This is a genomic window from Amycolatopsis sp. CB00013, from assembly GCF_001905755.1.
Taxonomy (GTDB): domain Bacteria; phylum Actinomycetota; class Actinomycetes; order Mycobacteriales; family Pseudonocardiaceae; genus Amycolatopsis; species Amycolatopsis japonica.
The window spans coordinates 469,588-484,690 of sequence record NZ_LIWC01000005.1; the positions used below are offsets into that span (position 1 = coordinate 469,588).

8 protein-coding genes are annotated in these 15,103 nt (G+C 70.7%); 5 read left to right on the forward strand and 3 right to left on the reverse strand.

Going from position 1 to position 15,103, the window contains the following annotated elements:
* The first annotated feature begins 25 nt into the window (after positions 1 to 25).
* Positions 26 to 3,151: a BTAD domain-containing putative transcriptional regulator gene (locus tag AMK34_RS32290; protein ID WP_073847867.1), complete on the forward strand. Its 3,126-nt coding sequence runs from the start codon at positions 26 to 28 to the stop codon at positions 3,149 to 3,151.
* Here AMK34_RS32290 and AMK34_RS32295 read toward each other — a convergent pair.
* Together AMK34_RS32295 and AMK34_RS32300 are read right to left on the reverse strand one after the other, a co-directional pair.
* Positions 3,135 to 3,878, reverse strand: a complete 744-nt coding sequence (locus tag AMK34_RS32295) for an ABC transporter permease (RefSeq protein WP_038518361.1) — start codon at positions 3,876 to 3,878, stop codon at positions 3,135 to 3,137. The two genes, AMK34_RS32290 and AMK34_RS32295, sit on opposite strands and share 17 nt — an antisense overlap.
* Entirely contained in the window at positions 3,875 to 4,807 is a 933-nt protein-coding gene (locus AMK34_RS32300) for an ATP-binding cassette domain-containing protein (RefSeq protein WP_073847868.1), read from the reverse strand. Before AMK34_RS32300 ends, AMK34_RS32295 begins: the two co-directional genes overlap by 4 nt.
* Positions 4,808 to 4,940: 133 nt before the next feature.
* On the opposite strand from AMK34_RS32300, the gene AMK34_RS32305 reads away from it, so the two are divergent.
* From AMK34_RS32305 to AMK34_RS32315, 3 genes are all read left to right on the forward strand, one after another.
* Positions 4,941 to 6,158, forward strand: a complete 1,218-nt coding sequence (locus AMK34_RS32305; RefSeq protein WP_073847869.1) for a cytochrome P450 — start codon at positions 4,941 to 4,943, stop codon at positions 6,156 to 6,158.
* A gap of 247 nt (positions 6,159 to 6,405) precedes the next feature.
* Positions 6,406 to 7,245 carry a poly(ethylene terephthalate) hydrolase family protein gene (locus AMK34_RS32310; protein WP_073847870.1) on the forward strand — a complete coding sequence of 280 codons (840 nt, stop codon included), beginning with the start codon at positions 6,406 to 6,408 and terminating at the stop codon, positions 7,243 to 7,245.
* A gap of 82 nt (positions 7,246 to 7,327) precedes the next feature.
* Positions 7,328 to 13,621: a type I polyketide synthase gene (locus tag AMK34_RS32315; RefSeq protein ID WP_073847871.1), complete on the forward strand. Its 6,294-nt coding sequence runs from the start codon at positions 7,328 to 7,330 to the stop codon at positions 13,619 to 13,621.
* On the opposite strand, the gene AMK34_RS32320 is transcribed toward AMK34_RS32315, so the two are convergent.
* Complete coding sequence (locus AMK34_RS32320; protein ID WP_073847872.1) at positions 13,578 to 14,495, reverse strand: EamA family transporter; 918 nt, start codon at positions 14,493 to 14,495, stop codon at positions 13,578 to 13,580. The two genes, AMK34_RS32315 and AMK34_RS32320, sit on opposite strands and share 44 nt — an antisense overlap.
* Positions 14,496 to 14,588: 93 nt before the next feature.
* On the opposite strand from AMK34_RS32320, the gene AMK34_RS32325 reads away from it, so the two are divergent.
* A complete protein-coding gene (locus tag AMK34_RS32325; protein ID WP_038518375.1) occupies positions 14,589 to 15,095 on the forward strand; it encodes a MarR family winged helix-turn-helix transcriptional regulator in 507 nt (168 codons plus the stop codon).
* Positions 15,096 to 15,103: the final 8 nt, after the last annotated feature.

Consider the following 15,103-nt stretch of genomic DNA (forward strand, 5'->3'; position numbering starts at 1 on the left):
GGTCACCCGTGGCAAAATCGGCCCAATGCGGATCGGGATGCTGGGGCCCTTCGAGGTGCACACGGACGACGGCGGGCTCGCCGACGTGCCGGGCGCGCGGCTGCGCGGGCTGTTGATCGCCCTCGCGCTCGAGCCGGGCCGTGTGGTCCCGAAAGCGACGCTCGTCGACTGGATCTGGGGCGAGCAGCCCCCGGCCGACGCGACGAACGCCTTGCAGCGCTTGGTTTCCCGGCTGCGGAAGGTGCTCCCGGACGGCGTCGTCGAGGGACAGACCGACGGCTACCGGCTGAAGGTGGCGCCCGAAGACGTCGACGCCGTGCGTTTCGAGCGGCTCATCGAGCAGGCTCGCGGCGACGAGGAGCCGAGGCGGCTGCGCGAGGCGCTCGGGCTGTGGCGCGGGGCGGCCATGCAGGACGTCGGCCTGCAGGACAGCGGCGCGTTCGACGCCGCGGTCACCCGGCTCGAAGGGCTTCGCCTGACGGCGTTGGAGGACCGGTTCGACGCGGAACTCGACCTCGGGCACGGCGCGAACCTGGTCACCGAGCTGACCGATCTGGTGGCCGCGCACCCGCTACGCGAGCGGCTCGTCGCCGCGTTGCTGCGGGCCCTCGCGGCGACCGGGCGTGACACCGAAGCGCTGCTCGTCTACCAGCGCACGCGGGAAGCACTGGCCGACGCGCTCGGCGTCGATCCGTCGCCGGAGCTGTCCGCGGTGCACGTCCAACTGCTGCGAGGCGAGCTGGGACGGCGCGAGGAGAACCGCAAGACCAACGTGCGCGCCGAGCTGACCAGCTTCGTCGGCAAGGACGACGACGTCGCCAAGGTCCGCGAGCTCGTCGCCGAGCACCGGCTCACCACCCTGATCGGGCCCGGCGGTTCGGGGAAGACCAGGCTGGCCACGGAAACCGCGCGCACCGTGCTCGGCGACCTCCCGGACGGCGCGTGGCTGGTGGAGCTCGCGGCCATCGGCCCGGATGATGACGTAGCTCAAGCGACGCTCGCCGCGCTCGGCCTGAGGGATGCTCTGCTCGGCGACTCGTCGAACGCCGAACCCGCCGAGCGGGTCGTCGCCGCGATCCGCGACCGGGAAGTCCTGCTGATCCTGGACAACTGCGAGCACGTGATCGAGGCGGCCGCGGCCTTCGCCCATCGGGTGCTCGGGGAATGCCGTCGTCTCCGGATTTTGGCGACGAGCCGGGAGCCGCTCGGCATCACCGGCGAGACGTTGTGGCATGTCGTGCCGCTGGCCGTCCCGGACCGGCACGCCGCACCCGGCGAGATCGAAGCCTCCCCCGCTGTCCGGTTGCTGCGGGACCGGGCGAGCGCGGTGCGCAAGGATTTCGTGGCCGACAAGACCACTCTCGACACGATGGCGCGCGTGTGCCGGATCCTGGACGGGATGCCGCTGGCGATCGAGCTGGCCGCGGCCAGGCTGCGCACGATGTCCGTCGAGCAGCTCGCGAACCGGCTCGACGACCGGTTCCGCCTGCTCACCGGCGGCAGCCGGACCGCGCTGCCCCGGCACCGGACGTTGCGCGCCATGGTCGACTGGAGCTGGGAGCTGCTGTCCGACGCCGAACGGACGGTCCTGTGCCGTCTCTCGGTGTTCTCGGGCGGGGCGAGCCTGGAGGCGGCCGAGCGGGTCTGCGTCAGCGAGGCCGTCGAGGAGTACGAGGTCCTCGAACTGCTCACCGCGCTGACCGAGAAATCGCTGCTGGTCTCCGCGGGCGACGAGGCTCCGCGCTACCGGATGCTCGGCACGATCAAGGAGTACGCCGCGCAACGGCTCGCCGAGGCGGACGGAACGCTGCTGGCACGCCACGCGCATCTCGCGTATTTCACCGGCCTCGCCGAGGCCGCCGAGCCGATGCTCCGCCAGGCCGAGCAGCTGGAATGGCTCGCCAAGCTCAACGCCGAGCACGACAACATCACCGCCGCGATGCGCGGCGCCCTCACGGCGGGCGAAGCGCCGGAAGCGATGCGGCTCGCGGCGGCCTGTGGCTGGTACTGGTGGCTCAGCGGGCACCGCACGGAAGGCATGGAGCTGGTCAGCGCGGCCGTCAAAACGCCGGGCGAGGTGCCGGAAGAGATCGCGGCCGTCGTGTACGGGCTCGTCTCGCTCTTCGTGAGTTCCGGTTTCGCCGACGAGCACACCGCGGCGAAGTGGATCCACGAGTCGTACCGGCTGGGCACTCGCACCGAAAAGAAGCATCCGCTGCTGGGCCTCGTCGTCCCGCTGGAACGCATGCTGGCCGGAGACGAGGCGCTGTCCGCGTGGGAACCGGTGCTGACGGACGAAAACCCCTGGGTCCGCGCGCTGGGCAGGCTGCACCTCGGCAAGATGCGCGTCTCGCTCGGCCATCCCGGCCGGGAGGCGGACGAATATCTCGAGGGGGCGCTCAGCGAGTTCCGGGCCATCGGGGAACGGTTCGGGATCTCGTTCGCCCTGACCGAACTGGCGGACCGGCTCGCCACGCGCGGCGAGTTCGCCACCGCGTGCGAGTACTACGAACAGGCGGTCACGGTGGTGACCGAGGTCGGTTCCGTCGAGGACCTGATCCGGCTGCGGTCGCGACAGGCACAGCTGTTCTGGCTGATGGGCGACGAGGAGGCCAGCGCCGCCGCCGCGGCCGATGCGGAACGGCGCGCCGAGCGGGTCACCTGGCCGGGTGCCCTGGGCATGTTCGCCCTCTCGCAGGCGGAACTCCTCCACTGGCGTGGCGAAACCGAGGAAGCGGCGAAGCAGCTCGACTTCGCGACGACCGTGATGGGCGACGAAGCGGGATTGGGACACGTCCGCGCCATCACCCACGACCTTCGCGGCTACTTCACCGACGATCTCGGCCGGTCCCGTCAACACCGGGAATCGGCCTATCAGGCGGCACGTGAAGTGCAGTACCAGCCCTTGATCGCCCACGTGCTCGTCGGGATCGCGGATCTGGCCCTGCGCCAGGACGATCCCGAACAGGCAGGCAGGCTGCTCGGGGCGGCCGACGAACTGCGCGGGCTGCCGGACCGGTCCCGGCCGGACGTGACCCGCATCGAGGAGACAGCGCTGCGCCGCCTCGGCGAAGCGAAGTTCGCGGAGGCGGCGCGAGAAGGCGCTGCGGCGGACTGGAAACAGCTGGCCGAGGTCACGCTCGCTTCTTGAACGTCGAGGACGCCCACAGGTATCCGGCGAGCGCGATCCCGGCGCACCAGCCGAGGGCCGGGAGCACGTCGCCCGCGGCCGGTGCCCCGTTGAGCAGCCCGCGCAGGGTCTCGATGATCGGCGTGAAGGGCTGGTACTGGGCGAACTCCCGGAGCCCCGGCCCCATCTTCTCGGCGGGCACGATCGCGCTGCTGAAGAACGGCAGCATGACCAGCGGCACCGAGGCCATCCCCGCTGTTTCCGGGGATTTCGCCGCCAGTCCCAGCGCGACCGTGAGCCAGGCCGCCGCGAAACCGAGCAGGACGACGATGCCGACCACGCCGAGCCAGTCGAGGAAACCGGCCGCCGGCGAGAAGCCGAGCAGGAAGGCCACCCCGGTGAGCGCCGCGATGGCGACCAGGTTGGTCAGCACGCTGGCGATGACGTGCCCGGTCAGCACGGCGCCGCGGGAGACGTCCATGACCTTGAACCGGTTGATGATGCCCTTGGTCATGTCGGAGTTCACCGCGGTCGCGGTGGCGCCGAGGCCGTAGCAGACGGCCAGCAGCATCAAACCCGGTGTCGCGTAGTCGATGTAGTCGACGCCGACGCTGAACGCGTCCCCGAAGACGTAGACGAACATCAGCATCATCACCACCGGCATCAGGATCGCGTTGAACACCGAGGTCGGGTTGCGGACGAGGTGCTTGAAGTTACGGCGCAACATCACCGTCGAGGGGGAGTTCATCGGGCTGCCTCCGTGTCGTGGCCGGTCAGGGCGAGGAAAACGTCATCGAGATCAGGGGTGTGGACGGAGAACTCTTCGGCGGCGATCGAGTACTCGTCGAGCCGGTCGAGCAGCGAGCGCAGAGATTTTGTCCCGGTGTCGCTGGGGATCCGCAGGTCGAGTTCCTCGTCGTCGCGAGTGGCTCCGGGGAAGATCCGGGCCGCCGCGTCGAGTTCGGCGACGGTGGTGAAGTGGAGCCGGACGTGCGTGCCGGGCATCCGGCGCTTGAGCTCGGCGGGCGTGCCCTGTGCGACCAGGCGGCCCTGGTCGAGGACCGCGATCCGGTCGGCGAGCTGGTCAGCTTCTTCGAGGTACTGGGTGGTGAGGAAGACGGTCACGCCGCCCGCCACCAGCTCGCGGATGATCGACCACATCGTGCGACGGCTGCGCGGGTCCAGGCCCGTGGTGGGCTCGTCGAGGAAGATGATCCGCGGATCGCCGACGAGCGTCATCGCCAGATCCAGCTTCCGGCGCATACCGCCCGAGTAGGTCGACGCCGGCTTGCGCGCCGATTCCACCAGGTCGAAGCGTTCCAGCAGCTCGGACACGACGTTCTTGCCCGCTTTCCCGCGGCTCAGGTCCACCATCAGCTGGAGGTTCTCCTGACCGGTCAGCAGTTCGTCGACCGCCGCGAACTGGCCGGTGACGCCGATCGCGGCCCGCACCGCCTTGGCCTCGGTCACCAGGTCGTGGCCCGCGACCTTCGCGGTGCCGCCGTCGGCCTTCATCAGGGTGGTCAGCAGGTTCACCGTCGTGGTCTTCCCCGCCCCGTTCGGGCCGAGCAGGGAGAAGATGGTGCCCGCCCGGACTTCGAGGTCTATGCCGTCGAGCACGACCTTGTCGCCGAAGGTCTTGCGCAGTCCGGAGACCGCGATCGCTGTGTCGTTCATGGGCACCACTTTGAAAGGCCGCGCTGACACGGCCCCGCCACGGCGCTGACACGGGTGGTGTCAGCGCCGTGTCAGCCGGATGTCAGGCCTCGCGGGGAGAGTGGCCGTCACAACCACCACGAAAGGCGAAGCGATGACTCAGACGGTTCCCGTCCCGCAGGGCCTCCCGATGGAGCGCGACGCGGGGCCCTTCGACCCGCCCCGCGAGATCACCCGGCTGCGCGAGGCCCGCCCGGTGAGTCCCATGGTCTTCCCCGACGGTCACGAGGGCTGGCTCGTCACCGGCTACGACGAGGTCCGGCAGATGATGGCCGACACCCGCTTCAGCTCACGCCAGGACATCGGCATCCTGCACATGCCGTACGAGACGCCGGGGATGCCCGCTCCGACCGAACCGTCGCCGCCGATGCCGGGCATGTTCGTCGCGATGGACCCGCCGGACCACGGCCGGCTGCGGAAGCGGCTGACCGGCGCCTTCACCGTGAAGCGGATGAAGCAGCTCGAAGAGCACATCGTCGAGATCACCGAACGGCGGCTGGACGCGATGGCGAACCTGACTCCGCCGATCGACCTGGTCAAGGAGTTCGCGCTGCCGGTGCCGTCGCTGGTGATCTGCGAGCTGCTCGGCGTCCCCTACGAGGACCGTGAGAGCTTCCAGGCCAACTCCGCGCAGCTCATGGTCAGGGACCAGACGCTGGAGGAGAAGATGGCCGCGTTCATCGGGATGAACACGTTCCTCACCGAACTGGTCACCCGCAAACGCGAGACGCCCGGCGACGACATCCTGTCCGACCTCGGCCGCCACGAAGACCTCACCATCGAGGAACTGGCGGGCGCCGCGTTCCTGCTGCTGCTCGCGGGACACGAGACCACCGCGAACATGCTGGCGCTGGGCACCTTCGCGCTCCTGGAGCACCCTGAGCAGCTCGCCGAACTGCGGGCCGACGCGGAGCTGCTCCCCGGCGCCGTCGAAGAACTGCTTCGCTACCTGTCCGTCGCCGACATCTTCTTCCGCTACGCCACGGAGGATCTGGAGCTCGGCGGCGAAACGATCCCCGCGGGGTCGACGGTGATCATCTCGCTGCTGGCCGCCAACCGTGATCCGCGGCGGTTCGAAAACCCCGACGCCTTGGACCTGCACCGCAATGCCCGCGGTCTGCTGTCGTTCGGGCACGGCATCCACCAGTGCCTCGGGCAGCAGCTGGCGCGGATCGAGATGCGCGCGGGTTTCGAGGGACTGCTGCGCCGTTTCCCGACGCTCGCGCTCGCCGTGCCCGCCGAGGAGGTCAAGCTCAAGACCGACATGAACATCTACGGCGTGCACGAGCTTCCGGTCACCTGGACCGCATAGGCCTCATGAGTGACTCGCTCGCCCTTGCAGTACATGAAGGCCCCCTTCCTTGCGCTAGACGCAAGGAAGGGGGCCTTCATGTACTTGCGATCAACCGCGGTTGAATAAGTACCCGTATTCATTCCGTTCCGCCGATTGTCACCGTTCACAATCCGCCCCGCCGCGATTCTGGGGAACTTCCAGGAAACAACAAGCGCTCCGCTTGGAATGATCACGAGATCACTCCTCGAAACCGTTCGGAGACACCATGCGTTCCTTGAGCCGCAGGGCATTGCTGACCGTGCTGGCGCTGGCCGTGTCGGCGACGGCGGTCCCGCAGACCGCCGTCGCCGCGTCGGCGGCCGCCCCGACCAGTCCGCGCGTGTACGAGAAAGCCGGGCCGCACAAGGCGGTCAAGGCGACAGGCGGTCCGGCGCACACTCTCTACTACCCGGCCGACATCGCCTCTGACGGCACCGAGCATCCGGTGCTGATCTGGGGCAACGGCACGAACGCCACCGTCGACCAGTACGAGCAGCTTTTCACCCACCTCGCGAGCTGGGGTTACGTCGTCGCGGCCGCGAACACCGGCCAGTCGGGATCCGGCCAGGAGATGCTGGCGGGCGCCCGGTATCTGATCGCGGAGAACTCCCGTGCGGGCAGCGTCTTCCAGGGTCGCATCGCCACCGGGAAGATCGCCGCCGCCGGGCATTCGCAAGGCGGGGGCGGCGCGATCGCGGCCGGGGCGGACCCGCTCGTCAAGACCACGCTGCCGATCATGCCCGGCCCGCAGGGCAACGTGAACAAGCTGCACGGACCCGCCTTCTTCGTGTCCGGGCAGGCCGACGTCATCGTGCCTGCCTTCTACGTGCGCAGCCGATTCCTTGCCTGCGACCAGGTTCCCGCCGTGTACGGCCAGCTGAAGGGCGCCACGCACTTCCTCCAGGGCGAGACCCGCGACCGGGCCATCGGCGCCATCACCGCGTGGCTGCGGTTCCACCTCTCCGGTGACCAGAACGCCGAAAGTGTCTTCTATGGCACCGTTTCCGGCCTCGACCAGGACGACGACGGCTGGTCCGCGACCGAGCGGAACGAAAAGGCCGCCTGATGCGCGATCCGTCGGCGAAAAGTGCCCGTTCGGGAAGCTGAGCACGTCGCCGCGCCGACCCGCGCGCCTATACCTTCGAAGGATGACCGAGATCCGCCCGCTGGTGACCTTGTTACGCGAACGGCAGCCCGCCCGGCCGGCGTTCACCGACGAGCACCGGACCCTGACCTTCGGGGAACTGCTGGAGTCGAGCGGCCGACTGGCGGCAGGGCTCGGGATCGCCCGCGGCGAACGGGTGCTCATCCACGTCGGCGGGCGGGTCGAATTCGCCGAGTACAGCCTGGCGGTGCTGCGGGCGGGCGGGGTCGGTGTTTCGGTGAGCGCGCGGTCGACGGCGGCCGAACTCGCCCGTGTCGCCGATGATTCCGGCGCCGTTCTGCTGATCACCGAAGCCAGGCACGCGGAGCTCGCGCGAAGGCTCCGGTTACGAGTGGTGTTCGTCGAGGACGAGCCGTCGCCCCCGCGGGGTGAACCGCGCGACGATCTCGGCCTCGACGAACCCGCTTGGCTGCTCTACACCTCCGGCACGACCGGCCACCCCAAAGGCGTGCTGACGACCCAGCGCGCGATGCTCTGGTCGTCGGCCGCCTGCTACGGCCCGATGTACGGGATCTCCGGCGAAGACACCGTTCTGTGGCCGCTTCCGTTGCACCACGCGTACGCGTTGTCGCTGGCCTTCGCCGGGACGATCGCGTTGGGCACGCACACGAGGATCATCGATCGCGATCTGCGCGGGGCGCTCACGGCGTTCCCCGGCGGTGTCCTCGCCGGTGTCCCGGCGACGTTTCTGAATCTGCGTCAGGAGGTCCGCGGCGTTCTCCCCGCGCCACGACTGTGCCTCTCCGGGGGCTCGCCGTGCACCGCGCCGACCCGCGCCGCCGTCCGGGACCTGTTCGGCATCGAAGTCCTCGACGGTTACGGCAGCACGGAAACCGGTGGCAAGATCGCCGTCCAGCTCCCCGGCGACGATCATCTGACACCGGTGCCGGGGATGGAGGTCCGCGTCGTCGACGAGCAGATCGAGGTGCGCGGTCCCGGAGTGGCGCCGAGCGCCGCGGGGCCGGACGGCTGGTACCGGACCGGTGACGTGGGCGGTCTCGCCGAGGGACGGCTCGTCCTCGAAGGCCGCGCCGACGACGTCATCGTCTGCGGCGGCCAGAACGTGCACCCGACGGAGATCGAGGCGGTCATCGCCGAAGTCCCTGGCGTCAAAGACGTTCTGGTGACGGGAAGACCCGATGAGGTCCTCGGCGCGGTCCCGGTGGCGTTCCTCGTCTCCGACGAGCCGGATCTCGACGCGGTACGCCGTCTGTGCCGCCACCGGCTCTCCGCGTACAAGGTTCCGGTCGCCTTCCACGTCGTCGAAAGCCTTCCCCGGACGCCGTCGGGGAAAGCGCTGCGGAAGGATTTGCGCGTTCCGCCGCCCGTGGCGGAAACGCTGGTGCGCGAGGCGATCGCCGAACTGTGCGACGTCGGCGAGCGGTGGCGCGACCGGCCGTTCGCCGAACTGGGCCTGACGTCGGTGGGCGGCGTGCAGTTGCGGCACCGGCTGGCCGAGGCGACCGGATTGGCCCTCCCCCAAGCACTCGTCTACGACTTCCCGACCCCGGCCGCGGTCATCGCCGAGCTCGAACGGCTCCTGTCCGGGGAAAGCAGACCCGCCACGAGAAGAACCGTTCCCGTTCGCGACGACGAACCGATCGCCGTCGTCGCGACCGCGTGCCGGTTCCCCGGCGGCGTGACGTCGCCCGAGGACCTGTGGAACCTGGTGGCCGGTGGCGTCGACGCGACCGGCGACTTCCCCACCGACCGGGGCTGGGAGCACTCCGTCCGATACGACCCGGACCCCGGCAGGCTCGGCGGATCCACCACCCGCCGCGGCGGATTCGTGGACGACGCCATGGATTTCGACCCCGCCCTGTTCGGGATGTCGCCGCGCGAGGCCCTGTCGACCGACCCTCAGCAGCGGTTGCTGCTGGAGACGTCGTGGGAGCTGTTCGAACGTGCCGGCCTCGACACCGCCACGCTGCGCGGAAGCGACACCGGGGTGTTCGTCGGCGTGATGAACGAGGACTACGCCAGCCGGTTCGAAGGGCATCGGATGGAGGGACGGCTGGGCATCGGGTCCTCGCACGCGCTCGCGTCCGGCCGGATCTCCTACACCTTCGGGCTGCACGGCCCGGCGGTCACGGTCGACACCGCCTGCTCCTCGTCGCTGGTGGCACTGCATTGGGCCGTGCGCGCGCTGCGTGCCGGCGAGTGTTCGCTCGCCGTGGCCGGTGGAGCGACGGTGATGTCGTCCCCGCGCACATTCCTCGAATTCAGCCGCCAGCGCGGTCTTTCCCCGGACGGCCGATGCCGCTCCTACGCGGCGGGCGCCGACGGCACGGCGTGGTCCGAGGGTGCGGGCGTCGTCCTCCTAGAGCGGCTGTCGGACGCCCGCCGGAACGGGCATCCGGTGCTGGCGCTGCTCAGCGGTTCGGCCGTCAACTCCGACGGGGCGTCGAACGGGCTGACCGCGCCGAGCGGGCTGGCCCAGCGCGCGGTCGTCGCGTCCGCGCTGGCCGACGCCGGTCTGTCCCCGGCCGACGTCGACGCGGTGGAGGGGCACGGAACGGCCACCCCGATCGGCGATCCGATCGAGGCGGAGGCCCTCATCGCCGCCTACGGTGGCGGACGTGACCGGCCGCTGTGGCTCGGCTCGGTGAAGGCCAACATCGGGCACACCCAGGCCGCGGCGGGCGTCGCCGGGGTGATCAAGATGGTGGAAGCCTTGCGGCACGGGCATTTGCCGCCGTCGCTGTACGCCGACGAGCCGAGCCCCCGCGTCGACTGGTCCGCGGGCGATGTGCGCCTGCTCGCCGAAGGCCGGGAATGGCGTGCCGGACCGAGAACCCGGCACGCCGGGGTCTCCGCGTTCGGGATTGGCGGCACCAACGCGCACGTTCTCGTCTCGGAAGCGCCGCCCTCGCCGGAAAATGGAGCTCCTGCGTCTCTCGGAGCGCCGTGGCTGTTGAGCGCCGCCGGAGACGGCGCCCTGCGAGCCGCCGCCTCCCGGTTGCTGGCGACCGTGGGCGGCCGGGACGAGGACGACGTCGCGTTCACCCTCGCCACCCGCTCCGCGCTGGAGCATCGCGCGCTGGTCCCGTCCGGCGATCTCGCCGCGTTGCGCGCCCTCGCCACGGGCGAACGCCGGGGCCGGACCGTGCGCGGACCGGCGGCCGCGGCGTTCCTGTTCAGCGGACAGGGCGCGCAGCGCGCGGGAATGGGAAAGGAACTGTCGGAGCGGTTCCCGTTGTTCCGCAAGGCGTTCGACGCGGCGTGTGAGGCGCTCGGCGGCGGAGTCCGTGAAGTCGCGTTCGAGGGCGGGGAGTTGCTCGACCGGACGGATCACGCACAAGCCGCCTTGTTCGCCCACGAAGTCGCCCTGTACCGGCTGCTGGAATCGTGGGGTCTCCGGCCCGGCGCGGTCGCCGGGCACTCGATCGGCGAGATCGCCGCCGCACATGTCGCCGGTGTCCTCTCCCTCGAGGACGCCGGTGTCCTGGTGGCCGCGCGCGGCCGTCTGATGGCCGCTTTGCCGCCGGGTGGCGTCATGATCGCCGTCCGGGCGGCCGAGGCCGAAGTCGCCCCGCTGGTCGGGGAATTCGCCGACCAGGTGGCGATCGCCGCCGTCAACGGCCCTCGATCCCTTGTGCTGTCCGGAGCCGCGAGCGTGACCGAGGCGATCGCGGCCGAGTGGCCGGGTTCCGCACGCCTGCGCGTCAGCCACGCGTTCCATTCGCCGCTGATCGACCCGATGCTCGCCGAATTCCACGAGGTCGCCACCGGGCTGACCTACCGCGCACCGGAGAGGACCCTGATCTCCGGCCTGACCGGCCGCGCGATCACCGGCGTCGGCCCGGAGTACTGGGTGCGGCACGCCAGGGAACCGGTCCGGTTCGCCGACGCGCTGGACACCATCGCCGCGACGGAAACGGCCATCTGCCTGGAGATCGGCCCGTCTGCGGTGCTGAGCAGGGCCGCCGGATCGGTACTGCCCACTGTGTCCACTATGGACACGAGCCGGAGCGTCCTGGAGGCGGCGGGCGAGCTGCACACCGCCGGCGTGTCCGTGTCGTGGCGATCGGTTTTCGACGGCAGCGGCGCCCGCCGGGTCACGCTGCCGACGTATCCCTTCCAGCGCGAGCGGTTCTGGCTCGATCCGCAACCGCGCCGGAGCCACGACGGCCATGCGATGCTCGGCCCGGCGCTAGTCGCCCCCGACTCGCCCAGGGTCGTGCACGGCGGTTCGGCGGGCGTCCGCACGCACGGGTGGCTCGCCGACCACGTCGTCGGTGGCGCGACACTGTTCCCTGCCAGTGCCTTCGTCGAACTCGCCGTGCACGCGGGCGGAACGAACGTGGCCGAGCTGACGATCGAGGCGCCGCTGCGGCTCGGCCGGTCAGAGGACGTCGCGCTCCAAGTGGTCGTCGACGGGCCCCGGATCGACATCTACGCCAAGGATTCCGACGCCTGGACGCGGCACGCCACCGGCCGTCTGGGGACCTCCGAGGTCTTCGCGCAGCCCTGGAAGGGCGAGTGGCCGCCTCCCGCCACCGAACCGGTCGACCTGGACCGGGCTTACGCGGCCCTCGACTACGGTCCCGCCTTCCGCGCGGTGACCGGACTGTGGCAGGACGGCGACGAACTGTTCGCCGACATCGCGCTCGCCGAAGACGTCGACGGCCGATTCGCCCTGCATCCCGTGCTGCTCGACGCGGCGGTGCACACCCTCGCGCTGGCCGGAGCGCCCGGCGACGAAGCACGCGTGCCGTTCTTCTGGAGCGGCGTCCACGTGTTCGCCCCCGCCGCGCGCCGGGCGCGAGTCCACTGTGTACGGTCCGGCCCCGGCGAAGTCCGCGTCGAACTCTTCGACCCGGCCGGAACACCCGTCGCGGTGGTGGAATCCCTGCTCACCCGGCCGCTGCCCGCCGGGAACACGATGCTCTACGCGCCGCGCTGGATCCCCGTCCCGGCCTCGCGCGCCGACGACGTCCGGATCGTCGAGACCGAAGACGTCCGGATCGCGCTCACCGCGCTGCAGGACACCCTCCCGCGCGGGGAACGCACCGTCGTCGTCACCCGAGACGCGGCCGGTCCGGCGTCGGCCGCCCTCTTCGGGCTCGGGGCCGCCGCGTCGAGCGAGTACCGCGGCCTGGTCACCGTGGTCGACACCGCGCTCCCGGTGGAGAAGGTGCGCGAACTCGTCGGCGGCAACCCCGAACCCCAGCTGTCGATCCGGGACGGCGTACCGCACGCGCTGCGGATCGCCCGCACCGCGCCCGCGTCCGGCCGTCCGATCGACCCGGCCGGGACCGTGCTGATCACCGGCGGCACCGGCGCGCTCGGTGGGGCGCTGGCCCGGCATCTCGTGGCCGCGCACGGGGTTCGGCATCTGCTGCTGGTCAGCCGCCGCGGCCCGGCCGCGCCCGGTGCGGACGAGCTCCGCGGACTGCCCGCCGACGTGCGGATCGTCGACGGCGACATCGCCGATCCGGCCTTCGTCCGGCAGCTGGTCGACTCCTGCGACCCGCCGCTGACCGCCGTGGTGCACTCCGCCGCCGTCGTCGCCGACGCCGCGTTCACCGCGCAGACGACCGCCGGGATCGACACCGTCTTCCGCCCGAAGGCCGACGCCGCGGCGATCCTGCACGAGGCCACCCGACATCTCCCCCTGTCGGCTTTCGTGCTCTTTTCCTCGCTGGCCGGCACTTTCGGCAACGCGGGACAAGCGAACTACGCGGCGGCGAACCGCTACCTCGACGCGTTGGCCGTACGACGGCGGGCGGAAGGGCTTCCCGCGACGTCGGTCGCTTGGGGTCTCTGGGATCTGGAGATCGGCCTCGGCTCGAAGATCCCCGAAGCGGCGCGGCATCGCATCCAGACCTCCGGGGTGGCCGCGCTGACCCTGGAGCAGGGAATGGCGCTGTTCGACGCCGCGCTCGGACACGCCGAACCGGTCCTGATCGCCGCCCGGCTCGACCCCACCGCCGCCGGTCTGCCCCCGATCGCCGACGGTCTCGGCCGCCCCGCCGCGAGACCCGCGCCGCCGTCACCCGACCGGCGCTGGCCGGATCAGCCCACGGAGCAAGAACTGCGCGAGCTGCTGCGGGTGGAACTCGCCGAGGTCCTCGGCCACCACGATCCGGGAACGATCCCCGTGGACAAGCCGTTCACCGAACTCGGGCTCGATTCCCTGGCCGTCATCGACCTGCGTACGCGGCTCCGGGAGCTGACCGGCGTCGAACTCCCCGCCCGCGTCCTGTTCGACCATCCGACCGTCACGGAACTCACCGGGCACCTGCGCGACCGGGCCGGGCGAGGGTCTGGCTGAGCGTCAACGCGGTGAGCGCGACGGCGAATCCGGTGAGCTGCCAGCCGGTGAGGGTCTGGCCCAGCACCAGGAATCCCGCGGCGGTGGCGACGAGAGGGTTGGTCAGCGTCAGCAGGGAGACCGACGCCGGGGCGAGCCGGTCGATGCCGCGGAACCACAGCGGATAGGCCAGCGCGGTGGTGACGATGCCGATGTAGCCGTAGCCGATCAGGTTCGCCGTCGTCAGCGAGCTCGGGAGCCCTTCGAACAGGAGCGTCGCCGGGGCGAGGACGATGCCGCCGAGGGTCAGCTGCCAGCCGGTCATCGCCAGCGGATGCTCAGGGCGGCCCCATTTCTTGGTCAGGATCAGGGAAACGGCCATGAGTCCGACGGCGGCGAGCATGGCGGCGAGCCCGAGCGGGTCGAGCCGGGCTTCCGACGAAAGGGTCAGCAGCGCGACCCCACCGGCGCCGGCGATCGCGGCGAGCAGGATCGGAGCCGGGGTCCGGACGCGGAGCATCGGGAGCGCGAGCAGCGCCACCAGCAGGGGTTGCAGGGCGCCGAGGGTCGCGGCGACCCCGCCGGGGAGGCGGTACGCGGCGAAGAAGATCAACGGCAGGAAGGCGCCGAAGTTGAGCATCCCGAGCACCGTCGTCTTCCACCACCACGACCCGTGCGGGAGCCGCCGGGTCAGTGCCAGCAGGAGCAGCCCGGCCGGGAGCGCCCGCAGCGCGGCGGCCAAAAGCGGCCGGTCCGGGGGCAACAGGGTCGCGGTGACGACGTAGACGGTGCCCCAGCTGGCCGGGGCCAGCGCGGCGAGCCCGGCGTCACGCAGCGTCGGTTTCGCGGCCGCCGGTTCCGCCGGGACGACGGGCCGCTCGGCGATGATCGCCATGATGTCTCCTCACTGATAATCTCAACGTTGAGATAACACCAGCGACTTCTGTCAATGTCAAGTCTCTTAATGTTGAGACGATTGGAGGACGTCATGGCCGACGCGGTGGACGCGGTGATCGCGCTTTGGCGACACGAGCGGCCGGACCTCGAAGACAAGCTCTGGCCCGCCGAGGTGATCGGGCGCGTTCAGCGGCTTTCGCGGATCCTCGACCGGAAGCTCAAGGAGTTCAACGCCAAGCACGACCTGGAGTCGTGGGAGTTCGACGTGCTCACCACGCTCCGCCGCTCCGGGGAAGCCGACGGCCTGACGCCCGGCGCGCTGCTCAAGGCCGCGATGGTCACGTCCGGGGCGATCACGAACCGCATCGACCGCATGGAGACCAAGGGCCTGGTCGAGCGGGTGCGCGACAGCGACGACCGGCGCTCGGTCAAGATCCGGCTGACCGGCAAGGGACGTCAGGTCGTGGACGAGGTCTTCGTCCTCCACCTGGAGAACGAAGCCGACCTCCTGCCCGACCTGAAACCGGCGCAGTGGGCCGAACTGATCGGCGGCCTGCGGCTGCTGCTCGAACACTTCGGCGACACGTCACTGGAGTGATCGCGGCG